At 70.6% G+C, this 18,072-nt stretch carries 16 protein-coding genes; 7 read left to right on the top strand and 9 right to left on the bottom strand.

Annotation, left to right across the window (positions count from 1 at the left end):
• Nucleotides 1-192 precede the first annotated feature (192 nt).
• Nucleotides 193-1,056, top strand: a complete 864-nt coding sequence (locus AC0VYL_RS09070; protein WP_475461203.1) for a lysophospholipid acyltransferase family protein — start codon at nt 193-195, stop codon at nt 1,054-1,056.
• 64 nt (nt 1,057-1,120) lie between these two features.
• Here the strand turns inward: AC0VYL_RS09070 and AC0VYL_RS09065 are convergent, their stop codons facing one another.
• Both AC0VYL_RS09065 and AC0VYL_RS09060 read right to left on the bottom strand, forming a co-directional pair.
• Entirely contained in the window at nt 1,121-2,062 is a 942-nt protein-coding gene (locus AC0VYL_RS09065) for an ROK family glucokinase (protein WP_475461200.1), read from the bottom strand.
• A gap of 181 nt (nt 2,063-2,243) precedes the next feature.
• Nucleotides 2,244-2,726 (bottom strand): hypothetical protein, encoded by a 483-nt coding sequence (locus tag AC0VYL_RS09060; RefSeq protein ID WP_475482862.1) that lies wholly within the window; start codon nt 2,724-2,726, stop codon nt 2,244-2,246.
• A 572-nt stretch (nt 2,727-3,298) separates the two neighbouring features.
• Here AC0VYL_RS09060 and AC0VYL_RS09055 point away from each other — a divergent pair.
• Nucleotides 3,299-5,107: an AMP-dependent synthetase/ligase gene (locus tag AC0VYL_RS09055; protein WP_475461194.1), complete on the top strand. Its 1,809-nt coding sequence runs from the start codon at nt 3,299-3,301 to the stop codon at nt 5,105-5,107.
• A 242-nt stretch (nt 5,108-5,349) separates the two neighbouring features.
• Here the strand turns inward: AC0VYL_RS09055 and qcrB are convergent, their stop codons facing one another.
• Genes qcrB through ctaE form a run of 4 tightly spaced genes read right to left on the bottom strand, consistent with a single transcriptional unit; the run spans nt 5,350 to nt 9,642 of the window.
• Nucleotides 5,350-7,002 carry a cytochrome bc1 complex cytochrome b subunit gene (gene qcrB / locus AC0VYL_RS09050; RefSeq protein ID WP_475461191.1) on the bottom strand — a complete coding sequence of 551 codons (1,653 nt, stop codon included), beginning with the start codon at nt 7,000-7,002 and terminating at the stop codon, nt 5,350-5,352.
• A gap of 3 nt (nt 7,003-7,005) precedes the next feature.
• Complete coding sequence (gene qcrA, locus AC0VYL_RS09045) at nt 7,006-8,136, bottom strand: cytochrome bc1 complex Rieske iron-sulfur subunit (protein ID WP_475461189.1); 1,131 nt, start codon at nt 8,134-8,136, stop codon at nt 7,006-7,008.
• Nucleotides 8,129-9,049 carry a cytochrome bc1 complex diheme cytochrome c subunit gene (gene qcrC / locus AC0VYL_RS09040; protein ID WP_475461187.1) on the bottom strand — a complete coding sequence of 307 codons (921 nt, stop codon included), beginning with the start codon at nt 9,047-9,049 and terminating at the stop codon, nt 8,129-8,131. The genes qcrA and qcrC overlap by 8 nt, the downstream gene beginning before the upstream one ends.
• Before the next feature lie 17 nt (nt 9,050-9,066).
• Nucleotides 9,067-9,642, bottom strand: coding sequence for an aa3-type cytochrome oxidase subunit III (gene ctaE / locus AC0VYL_RS09035; RefSeq protein WP_475482861.1), 576 nt, complete (start codon nt 9,640-9,642; stop codon nt 9,067-9,069).
• 534 nt (nt 9,643-10,176) lie between these two features.
• On the opposite strand from ctaE, the gene AC0VYL_RS09030 reads away from it, so the two are divergent.
• Nucleotides 10,177-10,614, top strand: a complete 438-nt coding sequence (locus AC0VYL_RS09030; RefSeq protein WP_475461184.1) for a hypothetical protein — start codon at nt 10,177-10,179, stop codon at nt 10,612-10,614.
• Between the two features lie 211 nt (nt 10,615-10,825).
• Nucleotides 10,826-11,917 carry an anthranilate phosphoribosyltransferase gene (gene trpD, locus AC0VYL_RS09025; protein WP_475461180.1) on the top strand — a complete coding sequence of 364 codons (1,092 nt, stop codon included), beginning with the start codon at nt 10,826-10,828 and terminating at the stop codon, nt 11,915-11,917.
• Nucleotides 11,918-11,962: 45 nt separating this feature from the next.
• On the opposite strand, the gene AC0VYL_RS09020 is transcribed toward trpD, so the two are convergent.
• From AC0VYL_RS09020 to AC0VYL_RS09010, 3 genes are read right to left on the bottom strand one after another with little or no spacing between them, the layout of a single operon-like run.
• The gene (locus AC0VYL_RS09020) at nt 11,963-12,238 is read right to left on the bottom strand and encodes an Lrp/AsnC family transcriptional regulator (RefSeq protein ID WP_475461178.1); all 276 of its coding nucleotides are present in this window, start codon (nt 12,236-12,238) and stop codon (nt 11,963-11,965) included.
• A 42-nt stretch (nt 12,239-12,280) separates the two neighbouring features.
• Nucleotides 12,281-13,045: a rhomboid family intramembrane serine protease gene (locus AC0VYL_RS09015; RefSeq protein WP_475482860.1), complete on the bottom strand. Its 765-nt coding sequence runs from the start codon at nt 13,043-13,045 to the stop codon at nt 12,281-12,283.
• A complete protein-coding gene (locus tag AC0VYL_RS09010; protein WP_475482859.1) occupies nt 13,023-14,801 on the bottom strand; it encodes a DEDD exonuclease domain-containing protein in 1,779 nt (592 codons plus the stop codon). Before AC0VYL_RS09010 ends, AC0VYL_RS09015 begins: the two co-directional genes overlap by 23 nt.
• 129 nt (nt 14,802-14,930) lie before the next feature.
• On the opposite strand from AC0VYL_RS09010, the gene AC0VYL_RS09005 reads away from it, so the two are divergent.
• The 3 genes from AC0VYL_RS09005 to AC0VYL_RS08995 all read left to right on the top strand — a co-directional run bounded on the left by AC0VYL_RS09005 (nt 14,931) and on the right by AC0VYL_RS08995 (nt 17,978).
• Nucleotides 14,931-15,212, top strand: a complete 282-nt coding sequence (locus tag AC0VYL_RS09005) for a hypothetical protein (protein WP_475461170.1) — start codon at nt 14,931-14,933, stop codon at nt 15,210-15,212.
• Nucleotides 15,209-16,618: an NYN domain-containing protein gene (locus AC0VYL_RS09000; protein ID WP_475461167.1), complete on the top strand. Its 1,410-nt coding sequence runs from the start codon at nt 15,209-15,211 to the stop codon at nt 16,616-16,618. The genes AC0VYL_RS09005 and AC0VYL_RS09000 overlap by 4 nt, the downstream gene beginning before the upstream one ends.
• A 364-nt stretch (nt 16,619-16,982) precedes the next feature.
• Nucleotides 16,983-17,978, top strand: coding sequence for a C40 family peptidase (locus AC0VYL_RS08995; RefSeq protein ID WP_475461164.1), 996 nt, complete (start codon nt 16,983-16,985; stop codon nt 17,976-17,978).
• Nucleotides 17,979-18,072: the final 94 nt, after the last annotated feature.

Here is an 18,072-nt window from a genome sequence, read left to right as displayed (position 1 = left end):
CTGACCCGCGACGAACGGCACGGTCCGTTCCGGACGCTTTTGGTGGAGACCCGCACGTGGTGGGAAGATGACGTTCGTCAGCCTCCCCGTGTCCGCGGCGGAGGCGTTCCGGACAATGTCAGCCGAGCGGGACAGTGAGACGTGGCAGGCCCTGCCCAGTGCTCCCCGCGTATGCAGGGGTGATCTGAAGCAATGTTCTACTGGGTGGTCAAGGCGATCCTGGGGCCGATTCTGGCCGTGTTGTGGCAACCCCGCGCGGAGGGCGTGGAGAACGTTCCCCGGCGCGGTCCGGCCGTCATGGTCAGCAACCACCTGTCGTTCTCCGACCACTTCTTCGGTCCGCTGCCGCTGCCGCGCAGGATCACCTTCCTCGCCAAGGCCGAGTACTTCACCGGCACCGGCGTGAAGGGGTTCCTCAGCCGGGCGTTCTTCACCGGCGTGGGCCAGATCCCCATCGACCGCTCCGGCGGCAAGGCGAGCGAGGCGGCCCTGCGCACCGGGCTGCGCGTCCTCAAGCGCGGTGACCTGCTGGGCATCTACCCCGAGGGCACCCGCTCCCCCGACGGCAAGCTCTACCGGGGTCGCACCGGGGTGGCCCGGCTCGCCCTGGAGGCCAAGGCCCCGGTCGTGCCGATGGCGATGATCAACCTGGAGAAGATCATGCCCCCCGGGCGCACCGTTCCCAAGCTGGGCGTGCGTCCCAAGGTGGTCTTCGGCAAGCCGCTCGACTTCTCCCGGTACTACGGGATGGAGAAGGACCAGCGGGTCCTGCGGGCGATCACCGACGAGATCATGTACGCCCTCATGGAGCTCTCCGGCCAGGAGTACGTGGACCGCTACGCGCAGGCGGTCAAGGCCGAGATCGAGGCGGAGGAGAAGGAGGCCAGGCGCGAGCAGCAGGCCGGCGCCAAGGACGAGCGCCGGACCCGCCGCGCCGAGCGCAGGGCCGACCGTGCGGCCCGCAAGGAGGCGAAGCGCGAGGAGAAGCGGGCCCGGAAGGCCTCCGACCGGGCCGACGCCGAACAGGCCGAGACGCCGCGCGACGACGCCGCGTAGCGTCGGACCGCCGGAAGGGGGCGGCCACCGGGGGTTCCCGGTGGCCGCCCCCTTCCCGTGGGTCTCAGTGCCGGGCGAGGTCGCCCGCGCCGACGATGCCCGCCTCGCCGCCGAGTTCGGCGACGCGCACCTCGGCCAGACGGCGGCCCGGGCGGCCGGAGACGTGCCGCGCGAAGGAGGCGCGGACCGGGTCGAGGAGGATGTCGCCCGCGTCGGAGACCCCGCCGCCGAGGACGAAGCACTCGGGGTCCAGGATCGCGGCCAGGTCGGCCAGGCCGAGCCCGGCCCAGTCCCCGACGATCCGGAAGCACTCCAGGGCGGCCGGGTCGCCCTCCATCGCGGCGCGGGTGATGACCTCGCCCTCGACCCGCTCCACGAGGCCGTCGGCGAGCTTGAGCATGCGCTCGCCCCTCTGGGGGTCGGTGCGGGCCAGGTCCTGCGCCTCGGCCACCAGGGCCCGGCCGCTGGCGTACTGCTCCCAGCAGCCGTGGTTGCCGCAGGCGCAGCGGCGGCCGTGCGGGACCATGCGGTAGTGGCCGACCTCGGCGGCCACGCCGTGGCGGCCCCGGTGCAGGGCGCCGCCGAGGACGAGACCGCCGCCGATCCCGGTGCCCAGGGTCACGCAGACGATGTGGTCGCTGCCGCGCCCCGCGCCGAACCGGGCCTCGGCCCAGGCGGCGGCGTTGGCGTCGTTCTCGATGACCACGGGGAGGTCGACGTGGCGCCGCACGCGCTCCTTGAGGGGTTCGTCGAGCAGGCCGAGGTTGACGGCGACCTGGACGGTGGCGCGGTCCTCGTCGACGAAACCGGCCACGCCCACGCCCACCGCGCCGACCCCGGGCCGGCGCTCACGGAGCTCCCGCACCGCCCGTCCCACGACCTCGGCCAGGCCGCTCGGGTCGTGGGACGGGGTGGGGTACTTGACCTTGTCCAGGATCTGCCCGTCGTGGTCGACGACACCGGCGGCGACCTTGGTTCCGCCGATGTCTACGCCAATGGTCAGCATGGGGGCAGCTCCTTCTACTTACGCCCGAACTCTGACATAAGTCTCAAGGTTCATGGCAGAGGGTTTTCAAATGGTGTAAACCATTCGATTAAACCAGGCTCGGGCGTCGCCGCACACCCCGAGAGCGACCACTGTCCGGTTCGCCCCGATCCCCCACCGTGACCTGCGAATCCGCCCCGCCCTAGGCGCTCCCACCAGGCTCGGAGGCCTCCTCCGCACCCTCCGGCGACTCACGGCGGGCACGCGCGTCCCGCTCGCGGTCGTCCCGCTCCCGCGCCTCCCTCTCCTCACGCTCCCGGGCGGCCTCCTCCCGCCCCTGCTCGAAGGAGCGCTCCACCACTCCCCAGGTGCGTCCCACGGCGTCCGCGAAGGACAGCCCGGCCCGTCCGAGGTGCCCCGCGACCTCCGGGGCGCTCCTGCGCACGATCTCGACGAACTCCTCCAGCGGGGGGCGCTGCTCCCGCGTCTCCACACGGATCGCCTCCTCCCACACGTCGGCCTTGGCCGGAGGGTTGGTGACCGCGCTGACCCCCCGCTTGACCCCGGCGACCAGGAGCTTGCGCTGGAGGCTGTCCACGAGGCGCAGGGCGTCGTCGATGAGGTCCGGGCTGTCGGGGCGTCCGCCGCCCGTCCGTTCCGAGCGCCCGGTGTTGTTGTCGGTCATGTCCGTGAGCCTCCTGTAGGTGCGTCTGGCATCACGGTAACCGCCCCGCCCCGGGGCCGACAGGCGCCCCGGGGGAGGTTCAGGGAAGAGCCAGGGGCGCCCGGGGGTCGTGCCCGGGGATGACCCCGGGGGCCCGTCACGTTACGGAAACCGGGAGGAGACAGGCGGGCCCTCGGGCACGGAGCCAACGGGACATCCGTCCGTTTCGGGGGGAAACGACGCGAACCTCACCGGATGTGCACGAAGAACCCGCCGCGCGGTAGTCTCGGCTCCGCGCGAGCAGTTACCGGGATCACCCGCTTGACCTGCGCACTCCCGGGCGGCCCGACGAGAGGCGACCCGCCCTCCGACGGGCGCGATCACGCCGACAACATCACAGGGGAAGGCCCGGCCCGACCACTCACGGCCACCGGCGGACACGCGACGAACAGCGCGTTCGCCCCGCGAGGCGCGTCAAGCTCGGATCACCGTTGGATACCGAACGGCAACCTGTCCTACTCACGAGTAGGATGGTGTTGTTACGGTCGTCACGTCCCCACCACCAAGAACCCGTACACGTCCAGGAGCATCACGTGCGCGAATACAGCTCTCCCGCGAAGGCTGAGATCTCCGACGACGCGCGGCTGACCGACACGCTCTTTGCGCGCGCGGCCAGCGAGCCGCAGGCCGTCGCCGCCCGTCGCCAGGAGGAGGCCGGGGCCGGCCAGTGGCGCGACGTGACCGTCGAGCGCCTCCACGGCGACATCGTCGGATACGCCAAGGCCCTGATCAACGCGGGCATCGGGCAGGGCGACCGCGTCGCCCTCATGTCGCGCACCCGCTACGAGTGGACCGCGGTCGACTACGCGGTCTGGGCGGTCGGCGCCGTCACCGTACCGATCTACGAGACCTCCTCCGCCGAGCAGATCGAGTGGATCCTCTCCGACTCCGGCGCCAAGGCCGCGTTCGTCGAGACCGAGGACCACGCCAAGCGCGTCGAGGGCATCCGGGCCAACACCCCCGAGCTCGCCCACCTGTGGCGCTTCGACGGCGACGACCTCACGGCGCTCACCGCCACCGGCGCCGACGTCTCCGACGAGGACCTGGAGACCCGCCGCACCGCGGTGGGGGCCGACGACCTCGCCACCCTCATCTACACCTCCGGCACCACCGGCCGCCCCAAGGGTTGCGAGCTCACCCACCGCAACTTCCTCTTCATCGCCCACTCCGCGCTGGAGGGCCCGGCCAAGCCGATCATCCTGGGCCACGAGGGCACCCCCTCCACCCTGCTCTTCCTCCCCCTCGCGCACGTCTTCGCGCGCTTCGTCCAGGTCATGGTCATCGAGGGCAAGGCCGTCCTGGGCCACTACCCCAGCACCGGCCCGGACCTGATCGACCAGTTCTCGGTCTTCAAGCCCACCTTCCTCCTCGCGGTCCCCCGCGTCTTCGAGAAGGTCTTCACCAAGGCCCAGCAGAAGGCCGAGGGCGAGGGCAAGGGCAAGATCTTCAACGCCGCCGCCGACACCGCCATCGAGTACAGCAAGGCGCTGGCCACGGGGAACGTCCCGTTCACCCTCAAGCTCAAGCACGGTCTGTTCAAGAAGCTGGTCTACGGCAAGATCACGGACCGCCTCGGCGGCGAGGCCCACTACGCGGTCTCCGGCGGCTCCGCCCTGGGCGACCGCCTCGGGCACTTCTTCCGCGGCGTCGGCCTGACCATCATCGAGGGCTACGGTCTCACCGAGACCACCGCCCCGACCTCGGTCAACAGCCCCGGCTTCAACAAGATCGGCACCGTCGGCCAGCCCATGCCCGGCACGACCGTGCGCATCGCGGACGACGGCGAGATCCTGCTCAAGGGCGACCACATCATGGTCGGCTACTGGCAGAACGAGAAGGCCACCAAGGAGGCCTACGAGGACGGTTTCTACCGCACCGGTGACCTCGGCTCCCTCGACGCGGACGGCTTCCTCAGCATCACCGGCCGCAAGAAGGAGATCATCGTGACCGCGGGCGGCAAGAACGTCGCCCCGGCCGTCCTGGAGGACCGCATCCGCTCCCACGCCCTGGTCAGCCAGTGCATGGTCGTGGGTGACAACCGCAAGTTCATCGCGGCCCTGGTCACGATCGACCCGGAGTCCTTCGAGCTGTGGAAGGACGCCAACGGCAAGACCGGCGAGATCTCCGACCTCACCGCCGACGCCGACCTCAACGCCGCCATCCAGGGCGCCGTGGACGACGCCAACAAGGCGGTCTCCAAGGCCGAGGGCATCAAGAAGTTCAAGATCCTGCCGAGCGACTTCACCGAGGAGGGCGGCCAGATGACCGCCTCCCTGAAGGTCAAGCGGCACGTCGTCAGCAAGCAGTGGAGCAAGGAGATCGACGACATCTACGCGGGCTGAGCCCGACGCTCCCGATGACTGAGGGGGCCGACCGCCACGCGCGGTCGGCCCCCTTCGTCGTGCGCTGACGGCCCCGGAGCGGCGGGCCCACACCCGGGCCGCGCGACCGCCCTCCGCGCCCCGCCACACGCCTCTGAGCGGCGCGCCCGGCGCCTCCGGCGGAGAACACGGGGCCCCTCCGGTGGAAACACGACGGACCCGGCCGCGCGATGCGGCCGGGTCCGTCGTGCGACAGGTGGACCCTAGTGGGCCTTGTCGTCCCCGTGAGAGGAGTGGTGCAGGTGGTGGCCGGTGTGGGCCTCCACGCCCTCGAAGGACACGTTGTCCTTCGTGTACCAGTGGGCGAGCGCGCGGCGCAGCTTGCCCGTCGGCTTGCGGGCCGCCGGGTTCTCCACGCCGTTGTCGTCGGTCGCGTCCTCTTCCAGAGCGGTCGAGGTGATGACCGGCTTGCTCTCCAGCACGTGGGTGGTCTCGTCGGAGTTCTCCTTGTGAACCTCGATGAACTCACCGCTGGGCAGCTGCTGGATGATGCCGCTCTCGTAACCGTGCTCCAGGGTCTCCCGGTCACGGCGCTGGAGACCGAGGCAGATCCGCTTGGTCACGATGTAGCCCACGATCGGACCGGCGATGACCAGCACACGGAAGATGTACGTGGTCAGGTACAGGTCGATCGAGAAGGTCTCCGACAGGATGTCGTTCGACCCGGCGAGCCAGAGCACACCGTAGAAGACGATGCCCGCGACACCGAGACCGGTGCGGACCGGGGCGTTGCGAGGACGGTCCGCGACGTTGTGGGCCCGCTTGTCGCCGGTGATCCACTGCTCCACGAACGGCCAGGCGCCCATGGCGCCGAAGATCAGGCCCGGTACCACCAGACCCGGGACCAGGACCGCCGTCATGACCGGGTAGCCGGCGCCGATCGGGATCGTGAAGTCCAGGGTGTTCGGGAAGATACGCAGCGAACCCTCCATGAAGCCCATGTACCAGTCCGGCTGGAGACCGGAGGTGATGGACGTCGGAGTGAACGGACCGAACAGGTGGATCGGGTTGATCTGCACGAACGCGCTCAGACCGGCGATCACGGCGAACGTGAAGAAGAAGAACCCGCCCGCCTTGACCGCGAACGCCGGGAACATGGGTGTTCCCACCACGGTCTTGTCGGTTCGGCCCTGCCCTGGATACTGCGTGTGCTTCTGGTGCCAGAGGATCATGAAGTGCGCGACGATGAGCCCCAGCAGCAGGGCCGGGATCAGCAGCACGTGCAACATGTACAGGCGCGTGATGATGTCCTCGCCGGGGAACTCCCCGCCGAAGAGGAACATCGACACGTACGAGCCGACCAGCGGCAGCGCCAGCATCACGCCCTGGAGGATGCGGACACCCATGCCCGAGGGCAGGTCGTCCGGCAGCGAGTAGCCGAAGAGGCCCTCGACCATGGCCAGGGTGAAGATGGCGACACCGATGAGCCAGTTGATCTCACGCGGCTTGCGGAACGCGCCGGTGAAGAACACGCGGAGCGCGTGCACCACCAGCGAGGCCACGAAGATCAGCGCGGCCCAGTGGTGGATCTGTCGAACGAGGAACCCGCCACGGACGTCGAAGTCGATGTAGAGGGTCGAGGCGAACGCCTCACTCATGGGAACGCCCTGGAGGCGCTCGTAGGAGCCGTCGTAGACGACCTCGATCATGCTCGGCTTGAACCACAGCGTGAGGAACACACCGCTGACGAGCAGGATGATGAACGAGTACAGCGCGATCTCGCCCAGCATGAACGACCAGTGGTTCGGGAAGACCTTGCGAAGGTTCTTCTCACCGGTCTTGGCCAGGTGGAAGCGGTCGTCGATGAAGTTTCCGACGCCGCGCAGCGCCTTGGGAGCTTGCGTGGTCTTACTCATCGACTAGTCCTTCCTGTATTCCCAGAACGTCGGCCCGGTCGGCTCGTTGAAGTCGCCCTTGGCGATGAGGTAGCCCTCGTCGTCGACGCCGATCGGCAGCTGGGGCAGGGGACGGTGCGCGGGACCGAAGACCACCTTGGCGCCGTCCGAGGCGTCGAACGTCGACTGGTGGCACGGGCACAGGATGCGGTGCGTGGTGCGCTCGTAGAGCGCGGCGGGGCAACCCACGTGCGTGCAGATCTTCGAGTACGCCACGATGCCCTCGTGGGTCCAGTTGAGGCGGGTCTCGTCGCTGCCCTCGCGGACCGCGTCGTTCATCCCGCCCTTCCAGTCGTCCTCCGGCATCTTGATGAGCAGGATGACGGACTTGGCCTGGTCGGTGAGGCTGATCCCGTGCGGGTACCGGTCGTCGTCCAGGGCGGGGAGGGCGGAGATCATCCCGTACGGGTCGTTCTCCAGGTCCTCGGCCCTGATCTTGCGGTGGGTGCCCTCGACGTACATGTGCATGCCGTCGACCCACGGGGTCTTCTTCATCTGCTCGCCCGGCAGGGGGCCGGTGTCGCGCAGCAGCACGATCGGCGCGATGCCCAGCGGCAGCATGGCCGCGATGAGCGTACGGCGCATCAGCGGACGCTTGGTGAAGCCGCTCTCGTCCGCGCTCTTCATGAAGAAGTCGCTGAACGAGCCCTTCTCCTCCGGGTTGGAGGGGAGGTCCTCGTACGGCGACGCCACCTCGTAGTGCGGCATCACGTTGCGCGCCCAGACCGTCATACCGGCGCCGATACCGAACATGGCGATGGTGAGCGTTCCACCAAGCAGCATGTTCGAGTACTGGCCGATCTGCGGGTCGGCGATCGCGGGTCCCGCCGCCGTGGGCGGGAACAGGAAGTACGAGACGATGAAACCCATACCGCCGAGGAAGGCGATGATGAACCACACCGAGGCGAGCTTCTCGCCGCGGCGCTGCTTCTCCTCCGAGTGCTGGTGAGTCTCCGAGGCCAGGTACGGCCCGTTGTGCTCGCTCTCAGCCTTGGCGGAGGTCTCGGACACCACGTCGGTGGTGTCCGTCGGGGTGCCGACGACGCGCTCCTTGGCGTCGTCCCCCGGGTTGTTGTCGTTGTTGTTCTCAGTCATGGGCACGCTGCTTCGCGGTGATCCAGATCGCGCAGGCGATGATCAGGGAGAGACCGACGGTCCACCCGATGAAGCCCTCAGCCACCTGGCCGACTCGGTCCAGGTCGAAGATGCCGCCGGCGTTGGGTTCCGCCTGGAGCGTCTTGACGTAGGAGATGAGCTCCTGCTTCTCCTCGGGGGAGATGGCGCCGTCGCTGAACATCGGCATGGCGCCGGGCCCGCTGACCATGGCCTCGTAGATCTCACGCGGAGACGAGTCATGGATCTGGGGGGCCCAACGGCCGTCGGTGAGGGCGCCGCCGCCACCGGACCAGCTGTGGCAGTGCGCACAGTTGGTCAGGTAGAGCTTCATGCCCATGTCGGTGTTGCTGGCGCCCTCGATGTAGGCGTCGTACTCGTCCTCGTACTCGGAGAGGGCCTCTTCGTAGGCCTTCTCGTCGTCGAAGTCGGCACGCTGCGGAGCGGCGTCGGGCACCTCGGTGGGCACCTCGGCTCCGGCACCGTTGGTCCTGATCTGCGCGTTGTAGTACGCGATCAGGTCCGCCAGATCCTGCTCGGACATGGCCATCGGCTTGCGCGGCATCTGGCTGTCCGGGTCCATCGACGGCATACGACCGGTGCTGACCTGGAAGTCCAGGGCCGCGGGGCCGACCTCGCGGAGGTCGGGACCGTTCAGGGCGGAACCCGAACCGTCCAGGCCGTGGCAGGAGGCACAGGTCTGGTCGAAGATGGTCTTGCCCTGGGCGATGTCCACGTCGTCCGCGGACGGCGCCTCAGCGGCAAGGGTCTGCGCCTGCGCCTGGTCCGAGGTGGGGGCCAGTCCGGCGTACCCCACCCCGAACAGGGCTAGCGCGAGGATGACGACGACATACCCCGCCAGGGGATGCCGTCGCCGCGCGGTAATCCATTTCACGGTTTCCCCGTTTCGGGTTACTGGATGAAGTAGATGGTTACGAACAAAGCGACCCAGACGACGTCGACGAAGTGCCAGTAGTAGGACACGACGATCGCACTGGTCGCCTGCTGGTGAGTGAAGCGCTTCGCGGCGTACGTGCGTCCCAGCATGATGAGGAACGCGATCAAACCACCGATGACGTGGAGTCCGTGGAAGCCCGTGGTCAGGTAGAACATCGACCCGTAGGCGCTCGACTGGAGAGTCAGGCCCTCGTGGAAGATGAGCTCGTAGTACTCATACGCCTGTCCAAGGATGAAGAACAGGCCCATGAAGAACGTGATGAAGAACCACATGCGCAGCTTCTTGACGTCGCCGCGCTCCGCGGCCCAGACGCCGAACTGCGCGGTGAAGCTGGAGGCCACCAGGACGAAGGTGATCGTCGAGGCCCAGGGCACGTTGAGGTGGACGTCCGCCCACTCGCCGAGCTCGGGGTTCCCGTTGGTCACCGATCGGATGGTGAAGTACATCGCGAACAGCGCGGCGAAGAACATGAGTTCGTTGGCAAGCCAAACGATGGTGCCAACACTCACCAGGTCAGGACGCTTTGCCACACCATGAGCTGATGCGGTTGCTGATTTTGGGTTCGCGGTTGCTGTCGCCACGGGAGCATTATTACGGCTTCTCGCGAAGGTCCGTACTCGACCCCCCGTAAGGAGGCGGATCGGTCCCGGTATCGACCGGTCTTACGGCCCGGGACGGCGCTCGCACCGTGACTCCGGCGTTACTGTAGCCGCCCGCCCACCCAGTGTCGGCCTCAGGGCCGCCCGCCAGCGCTCAAAAGCGCGATCCGGCGCGGTTGAGGCGATCCGTACCCGGCCGGAAGGCGCTTCAACCGCCTCCAGCCAACGCCAAGGTATCGAAACGGTCACTGTTGGACAACGCCGCGCCCGGGGCGGGTTAGCGCGGGCCCGTGCGACCCTGGCATCCTGTGGTGTCGAAGGTCTCAACCCCTTCACCGGTCCGCAGGCTCCCCCAGGGGCCGGGCGGCCCCGAGGCAATACAGTCATAGGCAGAGAGCCAACGAACGCCACGGTCGCACCCCCCACGGCGGCGGCCGCGGTCAGACGCGATGGGACGGTTGCGCGATGGTGGTCAGCGGTACGGACACGGGTGCCAGGATGCGCGTGCTGGTCTACAGCGACAAGGCGGACACCCGCGAGCAGGTGCGGACGGCCATCGGCCGCCGCCCCGCCGCCGATGTCCCCAAGGTCGAGTTCGTCGAGTGCGCGACCGCGCCCGGCGTCCTGCGCAAGCTGGAGTCCAAGGACCCGGCCGAGCGCGTCGACGTGGCCGTCTTCGACGGCGAGGCGGCCCCCACCGGCGGGATGGGCCTGTGCCGCCAGGTCAAGGACGAGATCTACCGCTGCCCGCCGGTGCTCCTGCTGGTGGGTCGGCGAGACGACGGCTGGCTGGCGACCTGGTCGCAGGCCGACCAGGTGGTGAGCCACCCGATCGACCCGGTCGCGCTGGCCGAGTCGCTGGCCGAGCTCATGCGCCAGCGCGTCGCGGCGCTCAGCGGCTGAACCCGTGGGGTGTGACGAGATGACCGACAGGACGAACGGCGACAGGGACCTGCGCCGTCGCATCGTGGTGGGCGGAGCCCTCAACCATGGCGCCGACATCGGGCGATGGCGTGGCCACGCCACGCCCCTCCCTGTCCCCCGGAGCCGTTGAGGGGGCGGGCCCGTGCGCCCGCCCCGGCTCCTCCGCCCGTTCTCCCAGGAGTCCCAGTACATGAACGTCCACGTCACACCCGAACCCGACCAGGCCGCCTCCGCCGTGGCGGAGCGGACCTGGTCCAACCTGATCACCGCCCTGTTGGGCGGGGTCTCCCTCAGCGCCGCCGACACCGCGTGGGCGATGCACGAGATCATGTCGGGCTCGGCCACCGACGCGCAGATCGCGGGCTTCGCCGTGGCCCTGCGCGCCAAGGGCGAGAGCGTGTCCGAGGTGACCGGTCTGGCCCAGGGCATGCTCGACAACGCGGTCCGGATCAGTGTCGAGGGCCCGACCCTGGACATCGTCGGGACCGGCGGCGACCGGGCCCACACGGTGAACGTGTCCACGATGGCGGCGATCGTCGCCTCGGCCGCGGGCGCGCGCGTGGTCAAGCACGGCAACCGGGCGGCCTCCTCCTCGTGCGGCACCGCCGACGTGTTGGAACGGCTCGGCGTGGTCCTGGACCTGCCGCCGGAGCTGACCGTGCGGGTGGCCCGGGAGGCGGGCGTCACCTTCTGCTTCGCCCCGCTCTTCCACCCCTCGCTGCGGTACGCCGCCAAGCCGCGCCGCGAGCTCGCGGTGCCGACCGTCTTCAACTTCCTGGGTCCGCTGACCAACCCCGCCCAGCCGACCGCCTCCGCGATCGGCGTGTTCGACGAGCGCATGTGCGAGGTCATCGCCGGGGTGTTCGCCCGCCGGGGCTCCTCCGCGCTGGTGTTCCGGGGCGACGACGGCCTGGACGAACTGACGACGGCCACCACGTCCACGGTCTGGGTGGTCGAGGGCGGTCGGGCGCGGCGCGAGCGCCTGGACCCGGCCGACCTGGGCATCGCGCGGTCGGGACCGGACGCCCTGCGCGGCGGGGACGTGGAGTTCAACGCGCAGGCGGTGCGGGACCTGGTCGCGGGACGCCCGGGCCCGGTGCGCGACGCCGTGCTGCTCAACGCCGGTGCCGCGCTGGCCGCCGTGGACGGGGTGGGCGACTCCCTGACCGACGCGGTGCGCGCGGGGTACGCCCGGGCTGCCGAGGCCGTGGACAGCGGTGCGGCCGAGCGCCGCCTGGCCTCCTGGGTGGAGACCAGCCAGGGACTGGCCAAGACCCTGTAGGGCCTTCCGGGGCCGGTCCCGGAGGCGGCGACCGGCCCCGCCCGGCTACCAGCCGATGGCGAAGGCCGACTCCAGGTCGTGCTTGGAGTAGGTCTGGAACGAGATGTGGGTGTCGGAGGAGATCACGCCGGGGACCTTGTTGACGTGGCCGGGGATCACGTCGGCGAGGTCCTCGTGGCGGCGTACCCGGACCATGGCGATCAGGTCCACCCCGCCGGTGACGGAGTAGACCTCGCTGACCCCCTCGATCGCGGCGATCGCCTCGGCGACCTCGGGGATGCGGTGGACGTCGGCCTTGATCATGACGATCGCGGTGATCACTGTGCCTCCTGGGCGGTTCGGTGCGGGACGCGGCGCCGGGCGCTAGTAGGCGTCGGAGAGCCGTGTCCCCGAGCGCCAGCGCAACCGGTGCACCACCAGTCCCGCGATCACCCCCGCGATGAACCCGTAGACGTGTGCCGCGTAGGCCACGTTGGTGCCAGCGCCAGGGGCGGTCGAGGATGTGACGTAGAGAAGATACTGAAGTGCGAAGTAGCTTCCCACCACGGCCCACCCGGGCAGACGCATCGGGATGACGCCGAACACCAGTGTGGTGACCCTGCTGCGGAACTGCACCACCAGGTAGGCGCCGAGGACGCCCGAGATCGCCCCGGAGGCGCCGACCATCGGGACGGTGCCGTCGGAGTCGACCAGGGCGAAGCCGAGGGCGGCCACGATCCCGGTGCCCAGGTAGAGGGCGAGGAAGCGGAGCTTGCCGATGCGGTCCTCGACGACCGGCCCGAAGACGAACAGGTAGACCATGTTCCCGAGCAGGTGCATCGCGCCCGCGTGCAGGAACATCGAGCTGAACACGGAGAACCAGACGGACTTGCCCGCGATCCCCTCGCACGTGGGGCTCAGCGGTCCGGCCAGGTCGACCCGGCCCAGCAGTTCGTCGGGGATGGCTCCCCAGCGCATGAAGTAGTCGTCGATCGCGCAGTAGCGGCCGACCGCGTCCGCCGGGTACCAGACGGCGGTGGCCGACTGGGGCGAGACGAGGTAGACGAGGACGTTGACCGCGATCAGTCCGAAGGCGACGACGGGTGCGCGTCGGACGGGGTAGTCGTCATTGAGCGGAAGCGCGGCCATGCGCCCAGTGTGTCATCCCGGTGTGCGCTTCGGCGCTCCGCAACGGGCATGTCCACTCACCTTCCATCTCGACCAGCCGGGTCCCGGGGCGTTCGAGCCAGTCCAGGAGCAGCTCCGTCTCCCCCGCGGTGGCGTTGGGGACGGGGCCGAACCCCGCCGGGACGCGCTCGGCGGTGGCGGTGAGGGAGTGCAGGAAGGCGGTGGGGTCGGTGCCGGGGCGCAGGACGGCGCTGGCGGCCAGTCGGCCGTGGCGGACCACCACGGTCTCCCACCCGGTGGCCCCCGGTCCGGTGGCGACCAGGTGCGGGACGGCGGCGATCGCGGCGAGGCGCTGGGCGCGGCGGGCCCCGCGCAGGAAGGCGGAGAGGCGGTCGCGCAGCGCCGCCGCCTCCTCGTAGCGGAGGTCGGCGGAGAGTTCACCGATGCGCCCGGTGATCGCGTCCACGACCACCGCGGGGTCGCCGGTCATCGCGGTGCGGGCCGCGTCGGCGTGCGCGGTGTAGTCGGCCAGCGACTCCGTTCCGTCGCAGGGGGCGCCGCACCGTCCCAGTTGGGCGAGGACGCACGGCTTCACCCCGCTGGGGGCCACCCTGCGGTGGGTGTCCCCCGTGCTCCGCCCGCCACCGCGCACCTCCTCGACGGTGAACGTGTGGGTGCACTGGCGCAGCGGGAGCGCGTGCAGGATCGCCTCCCGGGCCTCCTCGGCCGCCCGGGTTGAGGGGTAGGGGCCCAGGTAGGGGGCGCCGTCGTCCTTGATCACCCGCACCACGGACAGGCGCGGCAGGGGGCCGGGGGTGAGCGTGACCCAGGCGGCGCGCTCGGGGTTGCGGGAGCGGCGGTTGAACGGCGGTTTGCGCTCCGCGATGATGCGCAGCTCGCGGACGGACGCCTCCAGTTCGGTGGTGCACACGATGGGCATCACCCCCTCGACCAGCCCGGCCATCTCCCGGATGCGCCTGCGGGACTCGGCGGCGGTGAAGTAGGTGGCGACCCGGCGGCGCAGGTTGTTGCTCTTGCCGACGTACAGGCTCTCGCCCCGGGCGTCGGTGAACACGTACACGCCGGGGCGTTCGGGCAGGTCCTCAGCGAGGTGGCGGCGGGCCCGCTGGGCGCGGCTGGGGGGCTTGTTGACCGCGCGCAGCTCCTCCAGGCTGGTCACGCCGAGCGGCGCGAGCCGGGCCAACAGGCCGTTGAGCACGTCGACGGTGGCGCGGGCGTCGTCCAGGGCCCGGTGGTTGGGGGTGGTCGGGGCGCCGAAGTAGGCGGCCAGGGTGCCCAGGCGGTGGTTGTGGACCTCGGGCCGGACCAGGACCGCCCGGGCCAGGCGCAGGGTGTCCACGACCGGGTAGCCGGGCCACTCGACGCCCTCGCGCTCGCAGGCGGCCTTGAGGAAGCCGGTGTCGAAGGCGGCGTTGTGCGCCACCAGCACGGTGTCGGGTTCGGCGGCCAGGAAGGCCAGCAGGTCCGGCAGCGCCCGGGTGATGGGCGGGGCGGTGGCCACCATCGACTGGGTGATGCCGGTCAGCAGGGTGATGTTGGCCGGGATGAGCACGCCCGGGTCGACCAGCGTGGTGAACTCGTCGGTCACCCGTCCGTCGCGGACGCGGACCGCGCCGATCTCGGTGATCCGGGAGCGGGAGGCGCTGGTCCCGGTGGTCTCCAGGTCGACGACGACGAAGGACACCCCGGCCAGCGGCGTGCCCAGGTCCCCGATGCTGGTTTGGACGCCCTCGGGCGCCGCTGACTGTCGAACCACGCGGTCAGGGTAGTCGGGGCCCACGACCAAACACCTCCGGGCTACGGTCAGACCCGCCCGACATGGAAAGATGTGGGTCGTGGGACGGCAGAGGCCGCCGCCCCGTGAAGCACGACGCAAGGAGGAACCGTGGGGATCGCGATGCCGGGTGACAGTGAGCGTTGGCGATGCACCGGGTGCGGGAACCTCACGCGGTTCGACGTGACCCGGACCGTCCGCTCCCAGGACTTCGTGCATCAGGAGCTGTCCGGCGTCGGCGCGGTCGAGGAGCGCACGGTGCTCTCCGAGACGGTCGAGCGGGTGAGGTGCCGCTGGTGCGGCGCCACCGACAGCGTGGAGATCGTCCCCCGTCCTGACGCCGACTCGTCGGTCTCCGACGCATCGGCGGAGAGCCCGACGGGTCGGGCATGAGCGCCCGCCCGGACACGGGCGGCACCGGTGACGAGGGCCGTGACCGCGCCCCTGACGCACTGGACCAGAAGGCGCACGAGGCGTCGGCGCCCTCGGAGGAGGGCGGGGAGCGGCTGCGCCGTCCCCTGCCCGAGCCGGTACGCGCCCGGGTCGTCGAGTACGGGTCCGACGTGCTCGGCGGCATGCGCGCCTCCGACCTCCCCCCGGTGCTGCGCCGGGTCGCCAAGTTCGAGCCCCGTCGCCGGGCGCGGCTGGCCGGACCGCAGATCGCCGCGCAGTTGGAGAACGACCCCGGGTTCCGGGACCTGGTCGCCGCGCGGGTCGAGCAGGTCTGGCCCGAGCTGGCCGAGGGCATGCGCGCCGGGGTGGTGCCGCCCGCCGCCGACCCGGTGGCGGTGGCCGCCAGCGCCTACCTCCTGCGCCCCAAGGGATGGCCGGAGATCATCGAGGGCGTCCACGAGGAGCTGGAGCGCCAGACCAGCGCCCGGGAGGTGGGCGAGGCCGCCGAGGCCCTCGACGACGTCCGCCGACGCCTGGAGGAGACCCAGCAGGGGCACCAGGCGGAGCTGGAGCGGCTGCGCGGGCAGATCGGTGCGCAGCGCACCGAGATCGCGGAGCTGCGCCGCAAGGTGCACAACGAGCGCCAGCGGGCGCGGAAGGCGGTGGCCGAGGCCGAGCGGGCGGTGACGGAGACCGCCGACCGGCGGCACGAGAACGAGAGCCAGGTCAGCGCGCTGGAGGTGGAGAACCGCAGGCTGCGGTCGCGCCTGGCGGACGCCGAGGCCCAGGTGGAGAACGCCCGCCGCGCGGTGCGCACCGGCCGCAACGCCGACGAGGCCCGGTTGAGGGTGCTGCTGGACGTGCTGGTGGACGCCTCCCACGGTCTGCGCCGGGAGCTCGCGCTGCCGACGTCCCTGGACAGCCCCGCCGACCTGGTGGCGGAGGCCCAGGAGGAGCACCGCCGGGTGTCGCTGGGCGGTCTGCCCGACGACGCCCCCGGTCTGCTGGAGCACCTGCTGACGGTCCCCCGGGTGCACCTGCTGCTGGACGGCTACAACGTCACCAAGACCGGGTACGGGACCCTGCCGCTGGCCGACCAGCGCACGCGGCTGCTCACCTCCCTGGAGGGACTGGCGAGCCGGACCAAGGCGGAGATCACCTGCGTCTTCGACGGCGCCGACGTGGAGGCGCCGCCGGTGACGACCAGCCGCCGGGTGCGCGTGCTCTTCAGCGCTCCCGGGGAGACCGCCGACGCGCTGATCGTGCGTCTGGTGCGGGCCGAGCCGCCCGGCCGACCGATCGCGGTGGTCACCTCCGACAAGGAGATCGTCACCGCCGTCAGGCGGGCGGGGGCGCGCGCCGTGCCCTCCGTGGTCTTCCTGCGCCACCTGGAGGCCCACTCCTGAGCGGACCCGGGCCCCGGTGCGCCGCCTCCGCCGTCCCCCCGGCTGAGAGCCTCACCACGCGCGTGGGCGCGCCGGGCCCGGCGCCCCTCCCCCTCCCACCTGGCCGGTCCGGGCCCGGCGGGCCGGTGCGGCCGGGGTCCCCGGCACGATAGTCACGGTGCCGTGGTTGAGGCGCGCAGGCCCTTCCGCTAGGTTCTTGCAGGAACGTGAGTGCCCCGTCGGACAGTAGGCCACCCTTGCGCCTCCCCACACCGGCCGGGACCCGCACACTCTCGTGAGGCCCGTTCCCACACGCGGGCCCCCTGATCCTTCAGTCTCCCAGCACCCCGTGCGGACTTCCCAACCTCAAGGAGCGTGGACCGCCATGAAGAACCCCGGTGGTCGGCGTACGGCTCGCCGAATCGCTACGACCGGTCTCGGCGTGGTCGCCGCCGGTACCTTCCTCGCCCCCGGCATCGCCCACGCGGAGCCGACCCAGGAGGAGGTCGAGGACCGCATCGAGGAGCTGAACCAGGAAGCCTCCACAGCGGTCGAGAACTTCAACCAGGCCGAAGAGGACTACGACGCGGCCAAAGCCGCGTACGACGAGCTCGACGGCCAGGTCGGTGACGAGCAGGAGCGCTACGACGGGCTGCGGGAGAAGGTCCAGCAGTTCGCCAGCGCCACCTACCAGGGCGGCGACCTCAACTCCACCGCCAACGTCCTGACCTCCGACGGCCCCGAGGCGCTGCTGGAGCAGAACGCGGACCTCAACTACCTGTCGGACACCCAGCAGACCCAGCTGGACGACTTCGGGGAGTCCGCCGAGCGCCTGTTCGCGCTCAAGGACGAGGCCGAGAAGGCCCTCGAGGAGGCCGAGAAGGCCAAGGACGAGGCCGAGGAGGCCAAGGACGACGTCGAGGAGAAGATCGAGGAGCAGCAGGAGATCCTGGCGCAGTTCCCCGACTCCGACGCCTCGGCCGAGGGCGGCGACGACAGCGGCGGCCAGAGCCACGGGGGCAGCGGCAACGCCTCGTCGGCCCTGGACTTCGCCTACTCCAAGGTGGGGCTCCCCTACGTGTGGGGCGGCACCGGCCCCAACGGGTACGACTGCTCCGGCCTGGTCCAGGCGTCCTGGCGCGCGGCCGGCGTCGACCTGCCCCGCACCACGTACGGGCAGGCCGACGTGGGCACCCGCATCTACGACATGAGCGCCGTCCAGCCGGGCGATATCCTGTTCTTCTTCGGCGACCTGGGGCACAACGGCCTCTACGCCGGGAACGGGCAGATGGTCCACGCCCCGAGCAGCGGCCGCAACCTGGAGGTCGTCGGCCTGGCCGCCTACTGGGGCGGTCAGTTCCAGTTCGCCGTCCGGCCCTGATCCACGCGTGACCCGTGAGGCCGCCGTCCCCGCCGGGACGGCGGCCTCTCGTGTGCATCGGCCCACGCCCGTCCCACCGATCCCCCTTTAGGGT

This window comes from Nocardiopsis sp. iso_238 (genome assembly GCF_056173325.1).
This window is presented reverse-complemented; position numbering and strand designations above follow the sequence as displayed.